The organism is Pseudomonas sp. VD-NE ins (genome assembly GCF_031882575.1).
GTDB classification, from domain to species: domain Bacteria; phylum Pseudomonadota; class Gammaproteobacteria; order Pseudomonadales; family Pseudomonadaceae; genus Aquipseudomonas; species Aquipseudomonas fluorescens_BZ.
This window is the reverse complement of sequence record NZ_CP134772.1, coordinates 795,574-820,000: the sequence shown is the minus strand read 5'-3', so window position 1 is coordinate 820,000 and position 24,427 is coordinate 795,574. Positions and strand designations below refer to the sequence as shown.

The following is a 24,427-nucleotide window of genomic DNA, read 5'->3' as shown; positions in this document are numbered from 1 at the left end:
TGCGTGCTTCGTTCTGCTCCAGCAGTTGCTTGAAGCGGAACATCACCTGCGCACGTTTGGCCGGTGGCGTGTTGCGCCAGGCCGGGAACGCAGCCTTGGCGGCATCGATGGCTTTCTGGATGGTTGCCGGGCTGGCCAGTGGCAGCTTGTGGATAGCCTGACCGGTGGACGGGTTGAACACATCAACTGCGCGACCGTTCTCGGTCACCAGTTCGCCATTGATCAAATGCGGGATAACGCTCATCGAAAACTCCTGAATTCTTGTGCGCAGACGCCCGCAAGAGGCGCCTGCTATTTGCATAGCTATATAGAAGGAAAACTCAGTCGAGCTTGTTCAGCACTTCGCCGACCGCGTCGAACAGACGATCCAGATCTTGCGGCTTGCTGTTGAAGGTTGGGCCGAACTGCAAAGTGTCGCCGCCGAAGCGCACGTAGAACCCGGCTTTCCACAGCGCCATGCCCGCCTCGAACGGACGCACGATGGCGTCACCGTCACGCGGGGCAATCTGAATGGCACCGGCCAGGCCGAAGTTACGGATGTCGATAACGTTCTTCGAACCTTTCAGGCCATGCAGCGCGTTTTCAAAATGCGGCGCGACTTCAGCGACGCTCTGCACCAGGTTTTCTTTTTGCAGCAGATCGAGCGCTGCCAGGCCAGCGGCGCAAGCCACCGGATGCGCCGAGTAGGTGTAACCGTGCGGGAATTCCACCGCGTACTCAGGCGTCGGCTGGTTCATGAAGGTCTGGTAGATCTCGGAGCTGGCAATCACCGCGCCCATCGGGATCGCGCCGTTGGTGACTTGCTTGGCGATGCACATCAGGTCCGGGGTGACGCCAAAGGTGTCGGCACCGAACATGTTGCCGGTACGACCAAAACCGGTGATCACTTCGTCGAACACCAGCAGGATGCTGTGCTGATCGCAGATTTCGCGCAGACGCTTCAGGTAGCCCTGCGGTGGCACCAGTACGCCAGCGGAACCGGCCATGGGCTCAACGAATACGGCGGCGATGTTCGAAGCGTCGTGCAACTCGATCAGCTTCAGCAGTTCATCGGCCAAAGCGATACCACCCTGCTCCGGCATACCGCGGGAGAAAGCATTGCTGGCCAGTAGAGTGTGCGGCAGGTGATCGACATCCATCATCGCCTGACCGAACAGTTTGCGGTTGCCGTTGACGCCGCCGAGACTGGTGCCGGCGATGTTCACGCCGTGGTAGCCACGGGCACGGCCAATCATTTTGGTTTTGGTCGACTGGCCTTTCAGGCGCCAGTAGGCACGGACCATTTTCACCGCGGTGTCAGCACACTCGGAACCGGAGTCGGTGAAGAACACATGGTTCAGATTGCCCGGGGTCAGCTCGGTGATTTTCTCGGCCAGCTGGAACGACAATGGGTGGCCGTACTGGAAGCCCGGCGAGTAATCGAGGGTGCCCAACTGTTTCGAGACTGCTTCCTGAATTTCCTTGCGGGTGTGGCCGGCGCCGCAGGTCCACAGACCGGACAGCGAGTCATATACCTTGCGGCCCTTGTCGTCGATCAGCCAACTGCCTTCGGCACCAACGATCAAACGCGGGTCGCGCTGGAAGTTACGGTTGGCGGTGTACGGCATCCAGTGCGCGTCCAGCTTCAGTTGGCTGGCCAGTGGCGACGGCGCGTTTTCAGGCATGTTCATCGGGCAAAACCTCGCAGGGCATAAGCGTCAGGGAGATAAAAAGCGTTGTTGCAGCTAAATTGCCACGCGGATAAAGTCGGTGAAATCCAACTCTTCTAACCTTCAGTTAGAACTCTGCTAAACAATGAGAACAATAAGATGAGCAGCCGCCGCCCCGATCCGCTGGCCCAGGTCAGTGACTTTGATATTCGTCTGCTGCGAATTTTTCGCAGCGTGGTGGAATGCGGCGGCTTCTCGGCAGCGGAAACCGTGCTCGGCATCGGTCGTTCGGCGATCAGTCAGCAGATGAGCGACCTGGAGCAGCGCCTCGGTTTGCGCTTGTGTCAGCGGGGTCGCGCAGGGTTTTCGCTGACCGAAGAAGGTCGCGAGGTGTATCAGTCGGCGCTACAACTATTAAGTGCGCTGGAAAGCTTCCGCACCGAGGTCAACGGCCTGCACCAACATTTGCGCGGCGAACTGATCATCGGCCTGACCGACAACCTCGTCACCCTGCCCCACATGCGCATCACCCACGCCCTCGCCCAGTTGAAGGAGCGCGGGCCGGATGTGCAGATCCAGATCCGCATGATTGCGCCGAATGAAGTCGAGCAAGGCGTGCTCGATGGGCGTTTACATGTTGGCGTGGTGCCGCAGGCCAGTGCGTTGTCGGGACTGGAATATCAGCCGTTGTACAGCGAGCGTTCACTGCTTTATTGCGCAGTGGGGCATCCGCTGTTTTATGTCGATGACAAGCAACTGGATGACGAACGCCTGAACAGTCAGGACGCGATTGCGCCGACGTTCCGTTTGCCGGCGGAGATTCAGGCGCATTACCAGGCGCTCAATTGCACGGCCAGTGCTTCTGACCGTGAGGGTATGGCGTTTTTGATTTTGACCGGGCGTTATATTGGGTATTTGCCGGATCATTACGCCAGTCTTTGGGTGCAGCAGGGGCGTTTGCGTGCTTTGAAAGCAGGAACGCGGTTTTACGATTTGAGTCTGGCATCGGTCACGCGCAAGGGGCGGCGCCCTCATTTGGTGCTGGAGAGCTTTTTGGAAAGTCTGGCGGCGACGCGTTGAAGGCAAGATCAAAAGATCGCAGCCTGCGGCAGCTCCTACATTTGCGGGTTATTTGCCGATAAAGCTGAGCAAGTGGACAGGTTTTTGCAGAGGAAGAATTACTTCGTTCCTTTGATAAGAAGCCTTCAGCCATGCAGCCAGATTCCGAACAATCCAGCGACCTGATCTACGGCCTCAACGACCGCCCCAAACCACTCGCCGCCACCCTTGCCGCGCTGCAACACGTGCTCGCCAGTTTCGTCGGCATCATCACGCCGCCGCTGGTGATCGGCTCGGCCCTCGGGTTGACCGCGCATTTGCCGTACCTGATCAGCATGGCCTTGATGGTTTCGGGCGTCGGCACCTTTATTCAGGCGCGGCGGCCATTCGGGATTGGCGCGGGGATGATTTGTCTGCAGGGCACCAGTTTCGCCTTTCTCGGGGCGGTACTGTCGGCGGGATTTCTGGTCAAGCAACGTGGCGGCAGCCCGGAAGACATTCTGGCGATGATTTTCGGTGTGTGCTTTTTCGGCGCAATCGTGCAGATCGTCCTCAGCCGCTTCATCGGCCAGTTGCGCAGAGTCGTCACGCCGTTAGTGACCGGGATCGTCATCACCCTGATCGGCATCAGCCTTATAAAGGTCGGCATCACCGATCTGGGCGGTGGCTTCAATGCGCCGGACTTCGGTGCGCCGGGCAATCTGGCGCTGGGCGTGTTTGTGTTGCTGACGATCATTTTGCTCAACCGCTCGAACACGCCTTGGGTGCGCTTGTCGGCAATCATCATCGGTTTGCTGCTCGGCAGTCTGGCCGCGTGGTTCAGTGGGAAACTGCTGCCGCAGCCATTGCCTGACTTGCCGCTGGTGAGTTTTCCTACGCCGTTCAAGTTTGGCTTCAGCTTCGACTGGACGGCTTTCCTGCCCGTCGCGCTGATTTATCTGATCAGCACCATCGAAACCGTCGGCGACCTCACCGCCAATTGCATGCTCGCCCGCCAACCGATCAGCGGCCCTTCTTATATCAGCCGCCTGCGCGGTGGCGTGCTCGGTGATGGCGTCAGCTGCATGATCGCCGCGACCTTCAGCGCCTTCCCCAACACCACGTTTGCGCAGAACAACGGCGTGATCCAGTTGACCGGCGTCGCCAGCCGTTACGTCGGGCTGTACATCGGCGCGATCCTGTTTTGTCTGGGTATGTTTCCAACGATCGGCGCGGTGCTGCAACAGATTCCGAAACCGGTGCTCGGCGGCGCGACCCTGGTGATGTTCGGCGCGGTGGCCGCTGCCGGCGTGCGCATCCTCGCGCAGTCGCCGCTGGATCGACGCAGCATGTTGATCATCGCCACGTCGTTCGGCGTCGGCCTGGGCATCGCTGCGCAACCGAACCTGCTGCACCTGCTGCCGAAACTGGTGCAGAACCTGTTTGACTCGGCGATCACCAGCGGTGGCCTGACCGCGATCATCCTTTGCCTGTTGCTGCCGGAGTCGAAAATCGAGACCGCTGAAGTGCATGCGCCGCTGAACAAGATCGAACAGGCGTAACGGTTTTATTGCGCAAGGACTTGTCGGATGCCTGTGGGTGCGCTATCAACGCAATTGGTTGCACCCACAGACAAACCCGGAAGTGCCTATGACCTTTGAAGTCCCAGCCCATGGCGGCAAACCCGCCAGCCGCATTCGTCAGAAGAACGAAGAGACCATCCTCAAAGCCGCCGAAGACGAGTTCGCCCGTCACGGGTACAAAGGCACCAGCATGAACACCATCGCGCAGAATGCCGGGTTGCCCAAGGCGAACCTGCATTACTACTTCACCAACAAACTCGGTTTGTACGTGGCGGTGCTGAGCAACATCATCGAGCTGTGGGACAGCACCTTCAACACCCTCACCGCCGAGGACGATCCGGCCGAAGCACTGACTCGCTATATTCGCGCCAAGATGGAATTTTCCCGTCGCCAACCACAGGCCTCGCGGATCTTTGCGATGGAAGTGATCAGCGGCGGCGAATGCCTGAGCGAATATTTCAATCAGGATTACCGCACCTGGTTCACCGGCCGCGCAGCGGTGTTCCAGGCGTGGATCGATGCCGGCAAAATGGACGCGGTCGATCCGGTGCACTTGATCTTCCTGTTATGGGGCAGCACTCAGCATTACGCCGACTTCGCCACGCAGATCTGCCGCGTCAGCGGGCGCAGCAAGCTGACCAAGCAGGATATGGAAGACGCCGGCAACAACCTGATCCGTATCATTCTCAAAGGCTGCGGCCTCACTCCTCCTCTATAAGACGTTTATGCCTTTCACCCTCAGCGGTTTTTGCGAGTACCGCGAAGAGATTCGCAAAAGCCGCTTTATCACTTTCGCCACGCCGATCGGCAGCCCTGCCGAGGCGCAGGCGTTCTTTGAACAGCACAGCGATTTGAATGCTTCGCACAATTGCTGGGCTTGGAAACTCGGCGACCAATATCGCAGCAATGACGATGGCGAACCGGGCGGTACCGCTGGGCGACCGATATTGGCGGCAATTGAAGCGCAGGATTGCGATCAGGTCGCGGTGCTGGTGATTCGCTGGTACGGCGGGATTCAGTTGGGCACTGGCGGATTGGCCCGTGCCTATGGCGGTGGCGCGAACAAGTGCCTGCAAACGGCGGCCAAAATCGAATTGATCAGCCGTGTGCCGTTGAGTTGTAGCTGCGGATTTGCCGAGTTGGCGTTGGTGAAGTTGCGCGTAGCCGATCTCGATGGATTGGTTGTCGAAGAAAACTTCACGGCGAACGGCGTTGAGTTGAAGTTGGCGGTGGGTGAGGCGCAGATCGAGTTGTTGCAAAGCCAATTGGCGGATTTGAGCCGTGGGCGGATTTTGTTGCAGCGGTGAAGCAAGATCTAAAAATCGTCCGATCGCGGCCCGAGCGTTCCGCAGCTCCTACACTTGAAATATGTTCCCCTGTAGCAACTGCCGAAGGCTGCGATCTTTTAGGGCATCACCCTTTTCCGTTATTCCCCGGAGTTGCCCACATCTGCTGTGCACCCGACTGTGGATAACCTGAGCACATTCCGCTGTAACCCTTCTGTCACGTGGCTTTGCGCGGTTTGTTCACTTTTCGTTCAATTCATCCGATGAAACGAAAAATTTAAACAGAAACAGTCAGTTAGCACGGTTTATCACCATTAGAAGAAAGCACCGCAGTGCTTATGCCCGGGTTCGCAGCTTGCGCACAATAACTGTGGAACAAGCTGTGGATAACCCGTTCATGGCTGGCGCAGTCGCAGGTCCCGCCTAGTCCACAAGGGTTTGCTCGTTTTTTGATCAGTTGCCGACGGGCAAAACTGGCGCCCGATCAACGGCTTTGCTCTGAATTGGTGCCGCCGTCGCGCGTGATTCGCTGCTGAATGCTCTGCGCCAAGCACCTCGACACGCGGCCCGCTCGCGTTCCTGACTCAATGGCCAGGAAATTGCTTTATCCACAGGCACAACTTCAAGCAAGTCGAGCCTGTCATGCCAATTGCTTCCAACACCCCGCGCCTGCAACTGCGCCACATCAGCAAACGCTACCCCGGTTGTCTGGCCAACGATGCCATCGACCTGACCATCGCCCCAGGTGAAATCCACGCCCTGCTCGGTGAAAACGGCGCGGGCAAAAGTACCTTGATGAAGATTATCTACGGCGTCACCCAGGCTGATTCGGGCGAGATGCTCTGGCAAGGTCAACGGGTGAATATCCATAATCCCGCCCAGGCGCGGCAGTTGGGTATCGGCATGGTGTTCCAGCATTTCTCGCTGTTCGAAACCCTCAGCGTCGCGCAAAACATTGCGCTGGCGATGGGCGCAAAGGCTGGCACGCCTAAACAACTGGAACCGAAAATTCGCGAAGTGTCGCGCCGCTACGGCATGGCGCTGGAGCCGGAGCGACTTGTCCACAGCCTGTCGATCGGCGAACGGCAACGGGTGGAGATCATTCGCTGCCTGATGCAGGACATTCGCCTGCTGATCCTTGATGAGCCAACCTCGGTGCTGACACCGCAAGAGGCCGACGAACTGTTCATCACCCTGCGCCGCCTCGCCGCCGAAGGCTGCAGTATTCTGTTTATCAGCCACAAACTCGCTGAAGTGCGCGCCTTGTGTCACAGCGCCACGGTGTTGCGCGGTGGTCGAGTGGCCGGGCATTGCCTGCCGGCCGAATGTTCGGATCAGCAATTGGCGCAGATGATGGTAGGCGAAGCAGCGGCGTTGATCGGTGACTACCCGAAGGTCAGCGGCGGCGCAGCGTTTTTGCAGGTGAAGGGTTTGAGTTGGCACAACCCGGACCCGTTTGGCTGCTCGCTGAATGACATCGATGTGCAGGTGCGCAGCGGTGAAATCGTCGGCATCGCCGGCGTCGCGGGCAATGGTCAAGATGAGTTACTGGCTCTGCTCAGCGGCGAACAGACTTTACCTCGGGCCGAAGCGGCAACCATTCGATTCGCTGCGCAGAACGTCGCCGATTTGCGCCCGGATGCACGACGCAAATTGGGCCTGGCATTCGTGCCGGCCGAACGTCTCGGTCATGGTGCGGTGCCGGAACTGAGTCTGGCAGACAATGCCCTGCTCACCGCTTTCCAGCAAGGCTTGGTCAGCCACGGTTTGGTCGAGCGCGGCAAAGTCGAAACCCTCGCCCAACAGATCATCCAGCGCTTCGGCGTGAAAACCCCGGACACGCAAACCGCTGCGCGCAGCCTGTCCGGCGGCAACCTGCAGAAATTCATCCTCGGCCGGGAAATCCTCCAGCAACCGAAACTGCTGATCGCCGCGCACCCGACCTGGGGCGTCGACGTCGGCGCCGCCGCGACTATCCACCGTGCCTTGATCGCGTTGCGCGATGCCGGCGCGGCGATTCTGGTGATTTCCGAAGACCTCGACGAACTGTTCCAGATCAGCGACCGCCTCGGCGCGTTGTGCGGCGGCCGTCTGTCGGGGCTGCGCAACACCACCGATACCCAACTCAGTGACGTCGGCGGCTGGATGGCCGGCCAGTTCGACCACGCACCTTCAGCCGCCACGGTTTAACGGAGTTATACACATGCTGCTTTCCCTCGAACCCCGTGGCCAGCAATCGCGCCTGATGCTGTGGTGCTCGCCGTTACTGGCGGCGGCGCTGACGCTTGGCTGCGGCTCGCTGCTATTTATCGCCCTCGGTCATGAGCCGCTGCAAACCTTGCACACGCTGCTGATCGCGCCGGTCAGCGACTTGTATGGCGTCTCCGAATTGCTGGTCAAGGCGCTGCCGATTCTGCTCTGCGCACTTGGGTTGGCGGTGGCGTATCAGGCGCGGATCTGGAACATCGGCGCTGAGGGGCAATTGCTCCTCGGCGCCCTCGCCGGGAGTGCCTTGGCGGTAAACATCATCGACCTGCAAAGCCGTTGGGCGCTGGTGTTGATTCTGCTCACCGGCACACTCGCAGGCGCCGCATGGGCCGGGCTCACTGCATGGTTACGCACGCGTTTCAATGCCAACGAAATCCTTACCAGCATCATGCTCAATTACATCGCGCTGAATCTGTTGCTGTTCTGCGTGCACGGGCCGCTGAAAGATCCCGCCGGGTTCAACTTTCCCGAGTCGGCGATGTTCGGCGATGCCAGCCGTTTGCCGCTGCTGATGGAGGATGGCCGCGTGCACGCCGGGGTGTATTTCGCCTTGCTCGCACTGGTCGCGGTGTGGGTGTTGTTGCAGAAAAGCTTTGTTGGGTTCCAGATCAAAGTACTCGGGCTGGACAAGCGTGCGGCGGGGTTTGTCGGCTTTCGCGAGAAGCGGCTGATCTGGCTGGCGCTGCTGATCAGCGGCGGCTTGGCCGGGCTTGCGGGAGTCTGCGAAGTCACCGGGCCGATTGGCCAATTGGTGCCGCAAGTGTCGCCGGGTTATGGCTACGCGGCGATTACCGTGGCGTTTCTTGGGCGTCTGAATCCGATCGGGATTCTGTTTTCGAGTCTGTTGATGGCGCTGCTGTACATCGGTGGCGAGAGCGCGCAAATGACGATGAACCTGCCGCAAGCGATCACCCAGTTGTTTCAGGGAATGATGCTGTTTTTCTTGCTGGCTTGTGACGTGCTGATTCTCTATCGGCCACGCCTGAACCTGCGCTGGGTGAAGCGCACGTCGACCACTGCCGTAACCGCTGGAGCGCTGTGATGGATATCGATCTGTTGAGCAATATTTTCTACGCCATGGTGCGTTGCGGCACGCCGCTGTTGCTGGTGGCGCTGGGTGAACTGATCTGCGAGAAGAGCGGCGTGCTCAACCTCGGGCAGGAAGGGATGATGCTGTTTGGCGCGGTGATCGGTTTTATCGTCGCCCTCAACAGCGGCAACCTGTGGCTGGGCGTGTTGTTGGCGATGCTCGCGGGGATGTTGTTGTCGTCGCTGTTTGCCTTGGTGGCGCTGGTGTTCAACGCCAATCAGGTAGCGACCGGATTGGCCCTGACGATTTTTGGTGTCGGGCTGTCGACCTTTGTCGGCGCGGCCTGGGTGGGTAAACCACTGGCCGGTTTCGAGCCGTTGGCGATTCCTTATCTGAGTGAAATTCCGCTGATCGGACGGATGCTGTTTGCCCAGGATCTGCTGGTGTATTTGTCGTTCGCGCTGTTTGTGCTGGTGGCGTGGGTAATCATCAAAAGTCGTGTCGGGTTGATCATTCAGGCGGTTGGCGAGAACCCGGACGCGGCCAGTGCGATGGGCTTGCCGGTGTTGACCGTGCGTACCTTGGCGGTGCTGTTTGGCGGGGCGATGGCCGGGCTGGCCGGAGCGTACTTGTCGCTGGCGTACACGCCGATGTGGGCGGAAAACATGACCGCCGGGCGTGGCTGGATCGCGCTGGCGCTGGTGGTGTTTGCCAGTTGGCGGGTGTGGCGGTTGTTGCTTGGGGCGTATCTGTTTGGGCTCGCCAGCATCCTGCATTTGGTCGCGCAGGGGTTGGGGCTGGCGATTCCGTCGAGTCTGCTGGCGATGCTGCCGTATGTGGCGACGATTGTGGTGCTGGTGTTGTTGTCGCGGGATGCACTGCGCACAAGATTGTATGCGCCGGTGTCGCTGGGGCAGCCTTGGCAGGCGGGGCATTGATGTGGTGATTTCAATGGCCCCATCGCTGGCAAGCCAGCTCCCACAGTGTCTATGTCGTGCACAAAATCCGTGATCAACACTGAACCTGTGGGAGCTGGCTTGCCAGCGATGAGGCCCTGACAGGCAACACCTGAGCAATGCCCCACGTCAGTTCGAAAACCAGAAAAACCAGCAAAATCGAACTGGCGCCGTGTAGCAAGGCATACCCCTGCCAAGCCGCAAACAAGAATCTGGCCACCGCGTCATACCGTCCATAGAGCGCCTGCGGATCACGAATCCGCAGCACCGCCCAAACACACACCACCGACCCCAACGGATTCGCCATCAACATGTGCACAGGCTGAAACGCCGGCAATTCGCCGGGCAAATCCAGTGCGCTCAACAATCCATGCACCAGCGCAAAACTCCACGGCGTGGCAAACGCCGCCGTGACGATCAGGTCATACCAGGCGCTGCCGCGCACCACGTTGCGATACTGCGTTGAAGTCCACATCATCCATGCTCCGGAAATTCAGGAAGCAAGCACGGTAAAGCCTGGAGTATGCTCCAGGGTCAACAGCTGTTTTGAGAGCCACTATGCGTATCGGTGAATTAGCCCAGGCCAGCGCCGTCAGCCGCGATACCTTGCGTTTCTACGAGCAACGCGGGTTGATCGCGGCGCAGCGCAGCGCCAACGGTTATCGCGACTATCCACCGGAGATGGTGCAACTGGTGCTCTATATCAAAACGGCGCAGCGTCTGGGATTTACCCTCGGCGAGATCGGCGACAGCGTTGCCGCGTTGTGGAACGCGCCCGATCCGGACAACGCCGTGGCGCAACTTCTGCGCGACAAACTACAACTGATCGAAACCCGCATGGGCGAACTCGACGTATTGCGTCAGGAATTGCAACTCCGGCTCGGTCAGGCCTGTCCATTGAATCCATGATCCTCATTCATCAAGGAAGCCCATCATGTCTGCAAAAAACGCACTGATCATCGGCGCCTCCCGGGGCCTTGGCCTCGGTCTGGTGAAAACCCTGCTCGCCGACGGCTGGCAAGTCACCGCCACCGTGCGCAATCCTGCCAATGCTCAACCGCTAGAAGCATTAGGCAAGGTGCGGATCGAGAAGCTCGACATGGACGACCAGCAAGCGGTGATCGCTTTGAGTCAGCAACTCAAGGGCGAAACGTTTGATCTGCTGTTCGTCAACGCCGGGGTCAAAGGCCCGGCCGATCAGACCCCGGGTGGCGCGACATTGGCCGAAGTCGGTCAGCTGTTTTTCACCAACGCGGTGGCGCCGATCAATCTGGCCCAGCGTTTTGTCGGGCAGATCCGCGATGGTAGCGGCGTGCTGGCGTTCATGAGTTCCGGGCTGGGCAGCGTGACGGTGCCGGACGCGCCGGAGCTGGCGTTGTACAAAGCGAGCAAGGCTGCGCTGAATTCGATGACCAACAGTTTTGTCACGCAATTGGGCGAGCAGAAGATGACGGTGCTGTCGCTGCACCCGGGTTGGGTGAAGACCGATATGGGCGGCGAAGGCGCGGACCTTGATGTCGAGACAAGCACCCGTGGTTTGGTTGATCAGGTGAATGCGTACACCGGCAAGGGCGGGCATCACTTCATCAACTACAAGGGTGAAACCATCCCCTGGTAATTGATGATCCCCCTGTAGGAGCTGCCGAAGGCTGCGATCTTTTGATCTAAAAAAAATCAAAAGATCGCAGCCTTCGGCAGCTCCTACAGGGGTTGTGTATTTTGGTGATGCTGTCCTGTCGGGTTGGGCTTGCCCGCTGCAACAATTTGTTTGAAACTGCGCACCTCGTCCCCGCGGCGACCCTGGATCAGCAGACAGGGCATCACTGAGCTGGCAACCCTGAACCCCATTTTCAGAGGAGCCGGCAACATGCCCGCGACCCGTACCTGGTTAAAAAATCCCCTCGCCATTTTCACCTCCAACGAGCTCGATGCCCGTGGCGGTCTTGTCGTGCAAGACGGTGTCATTGTCGAAGTCCTTGCCGCTGGCCAGCAGCCGTCGGCGCCGTGCAATGCAGTGTTCGATGCCCGCGAGCATGTGATCCTGCCGGGCCTGATCAACACCCACCATCACTTCTATCAAACCCTCACCCGTGCCTGGGCGCCGGTGGTCAATCAGCCGTTGTTCCCGTGGCTGAAAACCCTGTACCCGGTGTGGGCGCGCCTGACGCCTGAGAAACTCGCGCTCGCCACCAAAGTCGCTTTGGCCGAACTGCTGCTGTCGGGCTGCACCACCGCTGCCGACCACCACTACCTGTTCCCGGACGGCCTGGAAAACGCCATCGACGTGCAAGTCGAAAGCGTCCGTGAACTGGGTATGCGCGCCATGCTCACCCGCGGTTCGATGAGCCTCGGCGAGAAGGACGGCGGCCTGCCGCCGCAGCAGACCGTGCAGGAAGGCCAAGTGATTCTCGACGACAGTCAGCGCCTGATTCACGAGTACCACGAGCGTGGCGACGGCGCGCAGATCCAGATCGCTTTGGCGCCATGCTCGCCGTTCTCAGTGACCCCGGAAATCATGTCGGCCAGTGCTGATCTGGCGAACAAGCTCGACGTGCGCCTGCACACGCATCTCGCCGAAACCCTCGACGAAGAAGATTTCTGCCTGCAGCGTTTCGGCCTGCGCACCGTCGATTATCTCGACAGCGTCGGCTGGCTCGGCCCGCGCACCTGGCTGGCCCACGGCATCCATTTCAACCCGGACGAAATCGCTCGTCTCGGCGAGGCGGGCACCGGTATTTGCCATTGCCCGAGTTCGAACATGCGTCTGGCCTCCGGCATTTGCCCAAGTATCGATCTGACTGACGCGGGCGCGTTGTTTGGTCTGGGCGTCGACGGTTCGGCGTCCAACGATGCGTCGAACATGATTCTCGAAGCGCGTCAGGCGCTGTACATCCAGCGTCTGCGTTACGGCGCCGAGAAGATCACCCCGGAACGCGTGCTGGGCTGGGCGACCAAAGGTTCGGCGAGCTTGTTGGGCCGTACCGATATCGGTGAGATTGCCGTGGGCAAGCAGGCGGATCTGGCGTTGTTCAAGCTCGATGAGCTGCGCTTCTCGGGCAGCCATGATCCGATTTCCGCGCTGTTGTTGTGCGGTGCGGATCGGGCGGATCGGGTGATGATTGGTGGCCAGTGGCGCGTGGTGGATGGCCAGGTTGAAGGGCTGGATCTGAAGGGCCTGATCGCCGACCACAGCCAGGCGGCTCGCCAACTGATCGCCGGTACCTGATCCCCCGCCGTTCAAAATTGTGGGAGCGAGCCTGCTCGCGAAGAGGGAATGTCAGGCAACATTTTTGTTGATTGACACACTGCCTTCGCGAGCAGGCTCGCTCCCACATTGGTTTCTGCCAGCCTCAAAGGCCCAGCAGGGACAACATGATGAACGTCGCGAACAGTACGAAGTGGGTCATGCCTTCGATGGCGTTGGTCTCGCCGTCATTGAGGTTGATCGCGCTGACGATCAACGTCAGAAAAATCATCACCGTCTGCACCGGCGTCATCGCCATTTGAAATGGTTGGCCGGTGTACAACGCCATCGCCTCCATCACCGGCACCGTCAGAATCACCGTCGACAGTGACGCGCCCATCGCAATGTTCACCACCGACTGCATACGGTTGGCCAGCGCCGCACGCAACGCCGTCAAAATCTCCGGCGCCGCAGAAATCGCCGCCACCAGAATCGCCGTGATCACCGGCGGTGCACCCGTGCCTTCCAGGCCCAGATCGAGGGTCTTCGACATCACTTCGGCCAATGCGCCGATCACCACAATGCCAAACACCAGAATGCCGATCGACAGGCCGATGCTCGGTGCTTTCACCTGCGCGTCCTGCGGTTCTTTCTTACGGCGTTTGTCGGGGTAGCTGTAGCTGAAAAAGTAACTGTGCGGGCCGACCTGCATGCGCAGAAACAACGCGTAAAGCACGACCATCGCGCCGATGGTGAACGCCGAATAAATCTTCCAGTTAGCCTCGGGAATAAACTCCGGCACCACCATCGACACGCCCATGGCGGTGAGGATCATCACGCTGTAGCTGCGCGCGGAATCGTCGTTGTAGGACTGTTCGCCGTGTTTGATCCCGCCCATCAGCGCCGCGAGGCCGAGGATGCCGTTGATGTCGAGCATCACCGCCGAATAGATCGTGTCGCGCACCAGCGTGGGCGACGCTTCGTTGCTCATCATGATTGCCAGAATCACCACTTCGACCAGCACGGCGGCGAGGGTGAGGATCATCGTGCCGTAAGGGTCGCCGACCTTTTCGGCGAGCAATTCGGCGTGATGGGCGACGCGCATTGAGGCGGCGACGATGAAAGCGATCAGCACCAGGCCGGCAGTCAGCGCGACGATCTGGCCGCTGTGCAGCATCCAGTGTTCCAACGGATAGGCGACGCACGCGGCGATGACGGCCAGGAGCAGAAAGCTTTCTTGCTTGAGGATTGTGAGCATGGCGGGCCTTTTGCCGAAGAGTGCGAATGAGCTACTGACTGCGGGGCGGCGCTAACGTTTCGTTACACCTTAGCGCACCAACGGATAGCGGGACTTTTACCTGATGCACTTTTATTGGCCTTGCCGGCCTCTTCGCGAGCAGGCTCGCTCCCACCTTGAAATGCGAACTCCTGTGGGAGCGAGCCTGCTCGCGAAGGCCTTCACACGGTTTCAAAGCGGTTTGTTGTCCTGTTGGTCAGCAATTTGCATTGGCCCTGACCACACACAACAAAATGGAGCTCCAATTCATGCAAATACGTCCGCTGCACAAACTGCTGTGCGCCGCCCTGGGTTTGGGGATCAGTCTGAGCGCCAGCGCTGCCGATCCACTGAAGGTCGGTTTCGTCTACATCGGCCCGATCGGTGACCACGGCTGGACGTATCAGCATGAGCAGGGACGCAAGGCACTCGCGGAAAAATTCGGCAATCAGATCACCACCAACTACGTCGAGAACGTCGCCGAAGGTGCCGACGCCGAGCGAGTGATCCGCAACATGGCCAAGGACAACTACAACCTGATCTTCACGACGTCCTTCGGCTACATGAACCCGACACTGAAGGTCGCCAAGCAATTTCCCAAGGTGACCTTCGAACACGCCACCGGCTACAAACAGGACAAGAACCTCGGCACCTATCTGGCGCGCACTTACGAGGGTCGCTACGTCGGCGGTTTCCTCGCGGCGAAGATGACCAAGACCAAGAAGATCGGTTACGTCGCTTCGTTCCCGATCCCTGAGGTGATCCGCGACATCAACGCGATTCAACTGGCGCTGAACAAGTACAACCCCGGCACCGAGATCAAAGTGGTGTGGGTCAACTCGTGGTTCGACCCGGGCAAGGAAGCCGATGCCGCCAACGCGCTGATCGATCAGGGCGTCGACGTGGTGTTCCAGCACACCGACAGCCCGGCGCCGATTCAGGCCGCCGAACGTCGTGGCGTTTACGCAGTGGGTTACGCCTCGGACATGGCGCACTTCGGGCCGAAAGCCGTGCTGACGTCGATCGTCAACGATTGGGCGCCACACTACATTCAGGCGACGCAAAGCGTGATCGACCACACGTGGAAATCACAGGATTATTGGGGCGGGTTGAAGGAAGGCACGGTTGAACTGCCGATCAGTGATCTGGTGCCAGCGCCGGTGAAAGCCGAGGCCGAGCAGATCATTGCCGACATCAAGAGTGGCGCGCTGCAACCGTTTACCGGGCCGATCAAGGATCAGGCCGGGGTCGAGAAAATCCCCGCAGGCGTAAGCGCGACCACTGCGGAACTGGCGTCGATGAACTATTACGTGGAAGGCATGAAGGCCGAGATGCCGAAGTAATCCCCCGATTCACCACACAAAACCCTGTGGGAGCGAGCCTGCTCGCGAAAGCGGTGTGTCATTAAACAAAAATGTTGTCTGACACTCCCTCTTCGCGAGCAGGCTCGCTCCCACATTGGAAACTCAGCGTATTCAAGGATTGTGTATGGATCAGCTTCCGATCATCGACATCAGCCCGCTCTATTCCGCCGACGAAAACGCCTGGCCCGCCGTGGCCGAGCAAATCGACCACGCCTGCCGCGAGTGGGGCTTTTTCTATATCAAGGGTCACCCGATTTCGGCGCAACGCATCGACGCGGTGCTCGATCAGACTCAGCGTTTTTTTGCCCTGCCCGCAACAGAAAAACTCAAGATCGACATCACCCAAACCCGTCACCATCGCGGCTACGGCGCCATCGCCACCGAACAACTCGACCCAAGCAAACCCAGCGATCTGAAAGAAACCTTCGACATGGGCCTGCACCTGCCGGCCAACCATCCCGACGTGCTCGCCGAAAAACCGTTGCGCGGCCCTAACCGGCATCCATCGCAAACGGGTTGGGAAACCCTGATGGAGCAGCACTACCTCGACATGCAGGCCCTCGCGCAAACCCTGCTGCGCGCGATGACCATCGCTTTGAACATCGAACGCGACTTCTTCGACAGCCGCTTCGTTGATCCGGTCAGCGTCCTGCGCATGATCCACTACCCACCGCGCCACACCGCCAGCTCCGTCGAGCAGCAAGGTGCCGGCGCGCACACCGATTACGGCTGCATCACCCTGCTCTATCAGGACAGCGCCGGCGGCCTGCAAGTGAAGAACGTCAAAGGCGAATGGATCGACGCGCCACCGATCGACGGCACCTTCGTGGTCAACCTCGGCGACATGATGGCGCGCTGGAGCAACGACCGTTATCGCTCGACCCCGCACCGGGTGATCAGCCCGCTCGGCGTGGACCGCTACTCGATGCCGTTCTTTGCCGAGCCACACCCGGACACGCGCATCGAATGCCTGCCCGGATGTCAGGACGCACAGCATCCGGCGAAATATCCGACGACCACCTGCGCCGAATTCCTGCTGTCGCGCTTCGCCGATACCTACGCCTATCGCCGTGAGCAGGAAGCCGTTTGATGGATCGCTTGGTCAGGTTTTGCCAATTGTTTCGGCGAGCATCTGTAGAATGCCGCCATTGCACCTGATGAGAAAAGAATATGTACGACTGGCTCAACGCCTTGCCCAAGGCTGAACTGCACCTGCACCTGGAAGGCTCGCTGGAGCCCGAGCTGCTGTTCGCCCTGGCCGAACGCAACAAGATCGCCCTGCCGTGGAACGACGTGGAAACCCTGCGCAAGGCTTATGCCTTCAACAACCTGCAGGAATTCCTCGACCTGTATTACCAGGGCGCCGACGTGTTGCGCACCTCGCAGGATTTCTACGACCTGACCTGGGCCTACCTGTTGCGCTGCAAAGCACAGAACGTGATTCACACCGAACCGTTCTTCGACCCGCAAACCCACACCGACCGGGGCATCCCGTTCGAAGTGGTGCTCAACGGCATCGCTGCGGCATTGAAGGATGGCGAACAGCAACTGGGCATCACCAGCGGTTTGATCCTCAGCTTCCTGCGCCACCTCAGCGAAGAAGAAGCCGAGAAAACCCTCGATCAGGCGCTGCCATTCCGTGACGCGTTTGTCGCGGTCGGTCTCGACAGCTCCGAGATGGGTCACCCGCCGAGCAAGTTCCAGCGTGTATTCGATCGCGCCCGTCACGAAGGCTTTCTGACCGTCGCTCACGCTGGCGAAGAAGGCCCGCCGGAGTACATCTGGGAAGCCATCGACCTGCTGAAAATCCAGCGCATCGACCATGGCGTGCGCGCTATCGAAGACGAGCGCCTGATGCAGCGGATCATCGACGAGCAGATCCCGCTGACCGTGTGTCCGCTGTCGAACACCAAACTCTGCGTGTTCGATCACATGTCGCAGCACAACATCCTCGACATGCTCGAGCGTGGCGTGAAGGTCACGGTGAACTCCGATGACCCGGCGTACTTCGGTGGTTACGTGACCGAGAATTTCTACGCGCTGCATGAGCACTTGGGCATGACCCAGGATCAGGCCAAGCGTCTGGCGCAGAACAGCCTGGATGCGCGACTGGTAAAACCGTAAGCAACAGCGCAAAACCCTTGTGGGAGCGAGCTTGCTCGCGAAAGCGGTCTGTCATTCAACGAATGATGTTGTTTGATACACCGCTTTCGCGAGCAAGCTCGCTCCCACAGTTGGTTTAGGGGTCAGCCAATAACTTCTGCTTCGGTCAATTCTTCCAGGGTTTTACCGCGCGTCTCCATCCCGAACAGCCACACCACCCCCGCCGCAATCGCAAAGCACGCAGCGCCCAGCGCAAACACCCCGCCCTGCCCGGTAATCGGGAACACCAGCCCCGTCACCAACGGCCCGAGCAACGAACCCACGCGACCAATGGCCGAGGCAAACCCCGAGCCCGTCGCCCGTGCCGACGTCGGATACAACTCTGGCGTGTAGGTGTAGAGCACCGCCCACATGCCGAACAGGAAAAACTGCATCAGCAATCCAGTGCTGATCAACAGCGCCACGTTGCCGCCAAACACTGCGCTCTGGCCGTAGAGAAACGCCATCACTCCGCCGCCAAGCAACGTGACGATGCACACCGGCTTGCGCCCCCAGCGCTCAACCAGCCACGCGGCCATCAAAAATCCCGGAATCCCGCCCAAGGAAATCAGTACCGTGTAATACACCGACTGGGTCACGGCGAAACCCGACTGTTGCAGCAACGCGCTGAGCCACGACGTCAACCCGTAAAAGCCGAGCAGCGCAAAGAACCACAGGCTCCAGATCATCGTCGTACGCTGACGGTATTGCGGCGACCAGATCTGCTTGAGCGCTGAGAAGAAGTTGCCCGGCGGCGTCACCGTGCGCGGCAAACGAATCGGTTCCGGCAGCGCCGCACCGCCCAGCGAGTTGCGCACACGCGCCTCGATGCCGCTCAAGACCTTGTCTGCCGCCTCATGCTTTCCGGCCTGTTCCAGCCAGCGCGGTGATTCGGGAATGAAAAAACGGATGGCCAGCACAAACACCGCCGGCACCGCCAACACCAGGAAGATGTCGCGCCAGCCAATCAGCGGCAGCAGAAAGTAAGACAGCACGCCGGCCGCCACGAAACCCAGCGGCCAGAAGCCATCCATCAACGCGATGTAACGCCCGCGTCGCTGGGCCGGAATCAGCTCGGACAGCATCGACTGGGCGATCGGAAACTCCATGCCCATGCCAATCCCCAACAGGATGCGGAACAGCGTCAGCGTCTCGACCGTTTGCGCCGTCGAGCACAGATAACTGGCCACGCCCCACAACACGATGCTCCACTGAAATACCGGTTTGCGCCCGAAACGATCGGCGAGCATGCCCGACAGCGAGGCCCCCAGCACCATGCCGAAGAAGCTCGAACTGGCGAGCAGACCCGCTTGTGCACTGCTCAGACCGAACTCGGCTTTGATCGAGCCGAGCAGGAACGTCATCATCGCCAGGTCCATGGAGTCGAAGAAAAAAGCCAGGGCGATGATGATGAAAATGATCCGGTGATAACCGCTGATGGGCAGTCTTTCCAAGCGTTCTGCCGCGCTGTAGCCGTGAGTGTCCATGCCGCCCCCCTATCCGAAATGTCCCCGGATCGAGTGTGCGCGATAGCGACACCGCGTTCGCGCTGGATGCGACCTGTTCGCAACCGTGGACGACGCCAGAAGCGCTGACGTGGAAAGCCAGTGCTCTACAACGCCATTTCCAGCTCGGTTTCCTTGGCGAAACGATGCAGTTCCCGTTGGCCAGTCGCCGTCAATTGCAGGGCTCTTGAGTCGTTGGGCAGCGTCAGCCAACCGGACTGCATGAACAACTGCAACAACGCGGCGCCCAGTGAGCCCCCCATGTGCGGACGACGCTCGCTCCAGTCCGGGCAAGCGCACGCCACTTGCACGTTGCGATGGGCCAGCGCCTGAATGAATACGCCGCGCCCAGCCAGCAACTTCGCACCCTTGTGGGTCACCACGACGCGTTGTTCGAGCTGTTCGATCCAGCCGGCATCAAGCAGCCGCTGATAAAGATCCGCCGCCAGCGTACCGCCCAGATGGTCGTCGCAAAAACGCGCGCGCAGCAGCGAGGACGGCGCTGTCTGCGGTTTGGCCATGGGGGTGGTGCGTTTGAATACCTCGGGAACGTCCCTTGGAGCACTGGCGATGGTGGCGCTGGCCAAGGCTTCTATCGCGGCGCCGACCTCCGGTGCCGAGAGACGGAAGAAGCGTTTGCGACCACGGACTTCGACCTTCAACAGACCACCCGTGGATAGCCGCGCCAGGTGCGCACTGGCCGACGACGGCGACAGCCCTGCCAGTAGCGCAAGCTCCTCGGTTTGCCGGGCCGAGCCATCCATCAACGCCCACATCATCGCGCTGCGCTTGGGGTCGGCCAGCAACGTGGCGATCTGGCTGATGCAAGGTGCATGTTCCATGTGTTCACTCCCTGTTGAATCGTATCGTCTACTGCTCGGAGACATCTTGGCCGGTAATGAGTCATCGGCCAAGACGCGAAAATCGCCATGAACCGGGGCGAGGCAAGCCACTGACGCAGCCTGCTCCGGCACAGAACCCGCAGCAGTTGCGCGACCGTCACTCGAAGACTGGCGACGCGGTGCGAGGGTCTCCGGGCCGGGGTGTCGGTGCTGGCGTGAGGCGGGCGCTAGTATAAGCGGGTTAGCCCCCGCGTCCCGCGCCGGGGCCTGCGCAGGTGGTGATTGTTCCTGACAGAAATTTCTCTATTTACCTGCGACTAATGATCAACTTCCGAAAAAACGGGAAATTGACTACTCAATTCGGCGCATCGGCTGGCGAGCATTTCCCTCAGAAGGTTCACCGGCTTACTCAATTGGGCGCGATGAGCGCACAACAAATTCAGCGGTGCGCGCTCACAAAGCAGCTCTGGCAGCAGCACTTTGAGCCGCCCGGCGAGCACATCGGCACCCACGTCCAGCCACGACTTGTAGGCAATTCCGGCGCCGGCTACCGCCCACAGGCGCACGACGTCAGCGTCATCGCTGAAGCGGTCGCCACTGACGGTCAGGCCGACCTCACGTTTACCGTCATGGAAACTCCAATGGTCATGAACCCGGCTGCCGAGCATGTACAGCAGGCAGTTGTGCTGGGCCAGTTGTTCAAGCTGGCGCGGTTCGCCGTGCCGGGCCAGATAAGCCGGGGAGGCGCACAGCACGCGGCGGTTGTGCGGGGCGATGGGCAAAGCAACCAGACTTGAGTCTTCCGGCTCGCCATAGCGCAAGGCGACGTCCACTGGCTGACGGAACAGATCGGCGATGCGGTCGCCGAGCAGCAAGCGCACGGTCAGCTTTGGGTGCTCGCGCTGGAATTCGTCGAGCCACGGCAGCAACAGGTTACGGCCGAAGTCCGAAGGCGCCGACAACTGCAAGACCCCACTGACCTGATCCTGGCCGCTGGCCAGCAAGCGCCGGCCTTCATCAAGGTTGCTCAGTGCCGCTCGCGCATATTCAAGAAAGCCTTCGCCCTCGGCCGTCAGGCGCAGGCTGCGAGTTGAACGAGCCAGCAAGCGGGCGCCAAGTTGCTGCTCGATCCGTTTCAACGCCGCACTGGCCACGGCCGCAGACATGTCCATTACTCGCGCAGCCGCCGACAGACTGCCCAGATCCGCCGCCCGGACAAACAACTGCAAGTCATCGAAACGCAGCATGTTCAGCCTCGATTATCAAAAAAATATTGAAAGAGACTGCTCTTTTAGCCGGTTTTATCTCGCAGAGAAATAGCCAATCATCTCTCCATCGCATTCATCCCGCTTCTCTGGAGCCGAGCATGTCCCAGCCCTTCACCGCTATCGCCACCCTGATCGCCAAGCCCGGCCAACAGGATCTTCTCGAACAGGGCCTGCGCGCACTGGTTGAGCCAAGCCGCGCCGAAGACGGTTGCAGCCAGTACGACTTGCACCGCGACCTCGCCGACCCACAGGTGTTCTATGTGATTGAGCACTGGGCCAGCGAGGCGATTCTCGTGGCGCACAACGCCAGCGCGCACTTCCAGCATTTCCAGGCCAGCGCCGGCCACGCCATCGAACACTTTCAGCTCAAGCGCCTCGGCGCGATTGCCTGACCCCTTCTTCTATTACCTGTACGGAGCCACTCATGAAAGCCATCGCCTATTACGCTTCACTGCCAATCAGCGACGCAAAATCCCTGCAAGACATCGAACTGCCAGAGCCGGTCGCCGGCCCGCGCGATGTGCTGGTGGAAGTCAAAGCCATCTCGGTCAACCCGGTCGACACCAAAGTGCGGCAGAACGCGGCACCGGAAAACGGCGCGGCGAAAGTGCTGGGCTGGGACGTTGCCGGTGTGGTCAAGGCTGTTGGCAGCGACGTGACGTTGTTCAAGGCTGGCGACAAAGTCTTCTACGCCGGCTCCATCGCCCGTGCCGGCGGTAACAGCGAACTGCACGTGGTGGATGAGCGCATCGTCGGCCATATGCCGAAATCCCTCGGTTTTGCCGACGCGGCCGCACTGCCACTGACCGCGATCACCGCGTGGGAATTGTTGTTCGAACGCCTGCAGATCCGCGAAAGCAAAACCAACGAAGATCAGAGCCTGCTGATCGTCGGTGCCGCCGGCGGGGTTGGCTCGATCCTCACGCAATTGGCCAAACAACTGACCGGCCTGAAGGTGATCGGCACCGCTTCCCGCGAGCAGACCCGCGATTGGGTCAAAGAACTGGGCGCCGATCTGGTCATCGATCACAGCCAGCCGCTGAGCGAAGAGCTCAAGCGCGCCGGGATCGACAGCGTGTCTCATGTTGCCAGCCTGACCCAGACCGATCAGCACCTCGATCAATTGGTCGAAGCCTTGGCGCCGCAGGGCAAACTGGCATTGATCGATGATCCGAAGTCGCTGGACGTGAGCAAGCTCAAGCGCAAGAGCCTGTCGCTGCACTGGGAGTTCATGTACACCCGCTCGCTGTTCGAGACACCGGACATGATCGAGCAGCACAAACTGCTCAATCGCGTGGCGGAGCTGATTGATGCCGGGACGTTGAAGACTACGGTGGGCGAGCACTTCGGCACGATCAATGCGGCGAACCTGCGCCGCGCCCATGAGTTGCTGGAAAGTGGCAAAGCCAAGGGCAAAATTGTTTTAGAAGGTTTCTAAAAAACCGCACATCGCAGCCCTTGCCGAGTCTAGAGCGGTCGGTGGGGCTGCGCTGTTTTTTGCCGTCAGTCCGATGCTTGACCCTTGTCACAATTGCGATCGTATTCAGGTCTACAATCGAAGCCTCTGCGATACATCTTTTACGCAAGGGAGGTCAGCAATGAAGATCCTGATAAAAGAAGTGGCAAAGTCTCAATGGCAGGTTCGTCTGGACCAGCACGCCGTGACATTCCGCAGTGAAGCCGAAGCACTGGCCTTCACCCGCACCCTCGAAGCGCGACTATGCGCGCCCCATCAGATTCCCGACCGCAGCCAGCAGCGCGCCGCCGGCTGAGGCTTGCTTATGCCTCGGCCTGGGCTTGCGCCAGTGCCCGGGCATTCTGCAGACGGCGGGTGAGTAGCGCCACGCACACCACCAGCAAACCGCACAGACTGATGACGATTGCCATCGGCACGGCTGTGCCATCGTGCAACACCCCGACCAGCGCCGAAGCCCCGGCGGCGACGCTGAATTGCAGGCAGCCGAGCAGTGCCGAGGCACTGCCGGCGCGTGCGCCCTGCCCGTTCATCGCGCAGGCAGCGGCATTGGGGCTGATGCAGCCCAGGCTCGACACGCAGATAAACAGCGGAATCAGCAACGGCCACAAGGATTCGGTATGCATCGCGCTGACCGCGAGCAACGCCAGCCCCGCGCCGAAGTAAACCCACACCGCCCGCGACAGCAGGAACGCCGGGCCGCGCTTGGCCAACATCCGCGCGTTGACCTGCGCCACCAAAATGAACCCCGCCGCGTTGGTGCCGAACAGCCAGCCGAAATGCTCGGCCGGCACGCCATACAGTTTGATGAAGATAAACGGCGAACCGGCGATGTAGGCAAACATCCCGGCGATGGCGATGCCGCCGGTCAGGGCATGGCCGAGGTAAACCCGGTCCTTGAGCAAGCGCCCGTACTGACGCAGCGCGCCGGACAACGGCTGGCGCGGCATGTGCGCCGGCATACTTTCCGGCAGACCCAGCGCCACGGCCAATCCGGCCAATGCGCTGAACCCGGTCAGCACCAGGAAGATCGACTGCCAGCCTGTGGTGTTGACCAACAGGCCACCAAGCATCGGCGCCAGAATCGGCGCCAGGCCCATCACCAGCATCAATTGCGAAAAGACTTTCGCCGAACCCACCGCGTCGCACTTGTCGCTGACCACCGCCCGGGAAATCACCATCCCCGCACAGCCGCCCAACGCCTGGACGAAACGCGCACCGATCAACCATTCCAGATTTGGCGCATAAGCACAGGCCAGGGATGCCAGGGTGAATAGCGTGAGGCCCACCAGCAACGGGATGCGTCGTCCAAAGCGATCCGCCACCGGGCCATAGGCCAGTTGGCCGATGGACAGACCGGCGAAATACGCCGCCAGCGTCATCTGCACGTGTTTCTCATCGGTGCCGAACGCCAGCGCCATCGAGGGAAAGGCAGGTAAATAGAAGTCGATCGCCAAGGGCCCGAAGGCGGTCAAGGCACCGAGAATCAGAATGGTACGAAAGTTCATCAGGCATCCAGGTAGGCAAGTCGGCAGCCCGACAGTCTAGCCGCGCCCGGACGC

The 24,427-nt window shown here is 60.1% G+C and carries 24 protein-coding genes (1 of these 24 cut by a window edge); 16 read left to right on the top strand and 8 right to left on the bottom strand.

What is annotated here, in order from left to right; all coding sequences use genetic code 11:
- On the bottom strand, window positions 1–244 hold the 5' portion of the coding sequence (locus RMV17_RS03425) for a CoA-acylating methylmalonate-semialdehyde dehydrogenase (RefSeq protein ID WP_034154751.1). The gene continues 1,250 nt to the left of window position 1, outside the view; the window shows 244 of its 1,494 coding nt (coding positions 1–244); its start codon is at window positions 242–244; its stop codon lies beyond the left edge, outside the window.
- Window positions 245–320: 76 nt separating this feature from the next.
- The gene (locus RMV17_RS03420) at window positions 321–1,670 is read right to left on the bottom strand and encodes an aspartate aminotransferase family protein (RefSeq protein WP_311885625.1); all 1,350 of its coding nucleotides are present in this window, start codon (window positions 1,668–1,670) and stop codon (window positions 321–323) included.
- A gap of 138 nt (window positions 1,671–1,808) precedes the next feature.
- Between RMV17_RS03420 and RMV17_RS03415 the strand changes: the two genes are divergently transcribed.
- From RMV17_RS03415 to RMV17_RS03385, 7 genes are all read left to right on the top strand, one after another.
- On the top strand, window positions 1,809–2,729 hold the full coding sequence (locus RMV17_RS03415) for a LysR family transcriptional regulator (protein ID WP_102901587.1): 921 nt from the start codon (window positions 1,809–1,811) through the stop codon (window positions 2,727–2,729).
- 131 nt (window positions 2,730–2,860) lie between these two features.
- Window positions 2,861–4,249, top strand: coding sequence for a nucleobase:cation symporter-2 family protein (locus tag RMV17_RS03410; protein ID WP_311885621.1), 1,389 nt, complete (start codon window positions 2,861–2,863; stop codon window positions 4,247–4,249).
- 88 nt (window positions 4,250–4,337) lie between these two features.
- Window positions 4,338–4,988, top strand: a complete 651-nt coding sequence (locus tag RMV17_RS03405; RefSeq protein WP_034154754.1) for a TetR/AcrR family transcriptional regulator — start codon at window positions 4,338–4,340, stop codon at window positions 4,986–4,988.
- A 7-nt stretch (window positions 4,989–4,995) separates the two neighbouring features.
- Window positions 4,996–5,577: a YigZ family protein gene (locus RMV17_RS03400; RefSeq protein WP_311885618.1), complete on the top strand. Its 582-nt coding sequence runs from the start codon at window positions 4,996–4,998 to the stop codon at window positions 5,575–5,577.
- Window positions 5,578–6,198: 621 nt separating this feature from the next.
- Window positions 6,199–7,746 carry an ABC transporter ATP-binding protein gene (locus tag RMV17_RS03395; RefSeq protein ID WP_311885616.1) on the top strand — a complete coding sequence of 516 codons (1,548 nt, stop codon included), beginning with the start codon at window positions 6,199–6,201 and terminating at the stop codon, window positions 7,744–7,746.
- A gap of 13 nt (window positions 7,747–7,759) precedes the next feature.
- Complete coding sequence (locus RMV17_RS03390) at window positions 7,760–8,866, top strand: ABC transporter permease (protein WP_034154757.1); 1,107 nt, start codon at window positions 7,760–7,762, stop codon at window positions 8,864–8,866.
- A complete protein-coding gene (locus RMV17_RS03385) occupies window positions 8,866–9,792 on the top strand; it encodes an ABC transporter permease (RefSeq protein WP_311885613.1) in 927 nt (308 codons plus the stop codon). Before RMV17_RS03390 ends, RMV17_RS03385 begins: the two co-directional genes overlap by 1 nt.
- A gap of 73 nt (window positions 9,793–9,865) precedes the next feature.
- Here RMV17_RS03385 and RMV17_RS03380 read toward each other — a convergent pair whose 3' ends face one another.
- Window positions 9,866–10,285 carry a hypothetical protein gene (locus tag RMV17_RS03380; RefSeq protein ID WP_311887012.1) on the bottom strand — a complete coding sequence of 140 codons (420 nt, stop codon included), beginning with the start codon at window positions 10,283–10,285 and terminating at the stop codon, window positions 9,866–9,868.
- 83 nt (window positions 10,286–10,368) lie between these two features.
- On the opposite strand from RMV17_RS03380, the gene RMV17_RS03375 reads away from it, so the two are divergent.
- The 3 genes from RMV17_RS03375 to RMV17_RS03365 all read left to right on the top strand — a co-directional run bounded on the left by RMV17_RS03375 (window position 10,369) and on the right by RMV17_RS03365 (window position 13,036).
- Window positions 10,369–10,719: a MerR family transcriptional regulator gene (locus RMV17_RS03375; RefSeq protein WP_038360716.1), complete on the top strand. Its 351-nt coding sequence runs from the start codon at window positions 10,369–10,371 to the stop codon at window positions 10,717–10,719.
- Window positions 10,720–10,741: 22 nt separating this feature from the next.
- Complete coding sequence (locus tag RMV17_RS03370) at window positions 10,742–11,428, top strand: SDR family oxidoreductase (RefSeq protein WP_108227224.1); 687 nt, start codon at window positions 10,742–10,744, stop codon at window positions 11,426–11,428.
- A 249-nt stretch (window positions 11,429–11,677) separates the two neighbouring features.
- Complete coding sequence (locus tag RMV17_RS03365; protein ID WP_311885609.1) at window positions 11,678–13,036, top strand: 8-oxoguanine deaminase; 1,359 nt, start codon at window positions 11,678–11,680, stop codon at window positions 13,034–13,036.
- A 124-nt stretch (window positions 13,037–13,160) separates the two neighbouring features.
- On the opposite strand, the gene RMV17_RS03360 is transcribed toward RMV17_RS03365, so the two are convergent.
- Window positions 13,161–14,252 carry a calcium:proton antiporter gene (locus RMV17_RS03360; protein WP_008082140.1) on the bottom strand — a complete coding sequence of 364 codons (1,092 nt, stop codon included), beginning with the start codon at window positions 14,250–14,252 and terminating at the stop codon, window positions 13,161–13,163.
- A gap of 287 nt (window positions 14,253–14,539) precedes the next feature.
- Here RMV17_RS03360 and RMV17_RS03355 point away from each other — a divergent pair, with 287 nt between their 5' ends.
- The 3 genes from RMV17_RS03355 (at window position 14,540) to RMV17_RS03345 (ending at window position 17,758) form a co-directional block, all read left to right on the top strand.
- A complete protein-coding gene (locus tag RMV17_RS03355; protein WP_311885606.1) occupies window positions 14,540–15,613 on the top strand; it encodes a BMP family ABC transporter substrate-binding protein in 1,074 nt (357 codons plus the stop codon).
- Between the two features lie 145 nt (window positions 15,614–15,758).
- Entirely contained in the window at window positions 15,759–16,724 is a 966-nt protein-coding gene (locus tag RMV17_RS03350) for a 2-oxoglutarate and iron-dependent oxygenase domain-containing protein (RefSeq protein WP_311885604.1), read from the top strand.
- A gap of 80 nt (window positions 16,725–16,804) precedes the next feature.
- Complete coding sequence (locus RMV17_RS03345; RefSeq protein ID WP_008082147.1) at window positions 16,805–17,758, top strand: adenosine deaminase; 954 nt, start codon at window positions 16,805–16,807, stop codon at window positions 17,756–17,758.
- A gap of 122 nt (window positions 17,759–17,880) precedes the next feature.
- On the opposite strand, the gene RMV17_RS03340 is transcribed toward RMV17_RS03345, so the two are convergent.
- The 3 genes from RMV17_RS03340 to RMV17_RS03330 all read right to left on the bottom strand — a co-directional run bounded on the left by RMV17_RS03340 (window position 17,881) and on the right by RMV17_RS03330 (window position 21,370).
- Complete coding sequence (locus RMV17_RS03340; RefSeq protein ID WP_034154766.1) at window positions 17,881–19,263, bottom strand: MFS transporter; 1,383 nt, start codon at window positions 19,261–19,263, stop codon at window positions 17,881–17,883.
- A 125-nt stretch (window positions 19,264–19,388) separates the two neighbouring features.
- Window positions 19,389–20,123: a helix-turn-helix transcriptional regulator gene (locus tag RMV17_RS03335; RefSeq protein ID WP_311885598.1), complete on the bottom strand. Its 735-nt coding sequence runs from the start codon at window positions 20,121–20,123 to the stop codon at window positions 19,389–19,391.
- A 317-nt stretch (window positions 20,124–20,440) separates the two neighbouring features.
- A complete protein-coding gene (locus RMV17_RS03330; protein ID WP_311885596.1) occupies window positions 20,441–21,370 on the bottom strand; it encodes a LysR family transcriptional regulator in 930 nt (309 codons plus the stop codon).
- Window positions 21,371–21,489: 119 nt separating this feature from the next.
- Here RMV17_RS03330 and RMV17_RS03325 point away from each other — a divergent pair, with 119 nt between their 5' ends.
- The 3 genes from RMV17_RS03325 to RMV17_RS03315 all read left to right on the top strand — a co-directional run bounded on the left by RMV17_RS03325 (window position 21,490) and on the right by RMV17_RS03315 (window position 23,163).
- Complete coding sequence (locus RMV17_RS03325) at window positions 21,490–21,783, top strand: putative quinol monooxygenase (protein WP_311885594.1); 294 nt, start codon at window positions 21,490–21,492, stop codon at window positions 21,781–21,783.
- A gap of 32 nt (window positions 21,784–21,815) precedes the next feature.
- A complete protein-coding gene (locus RMV17_RS03320) occupies window positions 21,816–22,829 on the top strand; it encodes a zinc-binding alcohol dehydrogenase family protein (RefSeq protein WP_311885592.1) in 1,014 nt (337 codons plus the stop codon).
- A 160-nt stretch (window positions 22,830–22,989) separates the two neighbouring features.
- Window positions 22,990–23,163 (top strand): hypothetical protein, encoded by a 174-nt coding sequence (locus RMV17_RS03315; RefSeq protein WP_007914687.1) that lies wholly within the window; start codon window positions 22,990–22,992, stop codon window positions 23,161–23,163.
- Window positions 23,164–23,170: 7 nt separating this feature from the next.
- Here RMV17_RS03315 and RMV17_RS03310 read toward each other — a convergent pair whose 3' ends face one another.
- Complete coding sequence (locus RMV17_RS03310; protein ID WP_311885589.1) at window positions 23,171–24,373, bottom strand: multidrug effflux MFS transporter; 1,203 nt, start codon at window positions 24,371–24,373, stop codon at window positions 23,171–23,173.
- Between the last annotated feature and the right edge of the window lie 54 nt (window positions 24,374–24,427).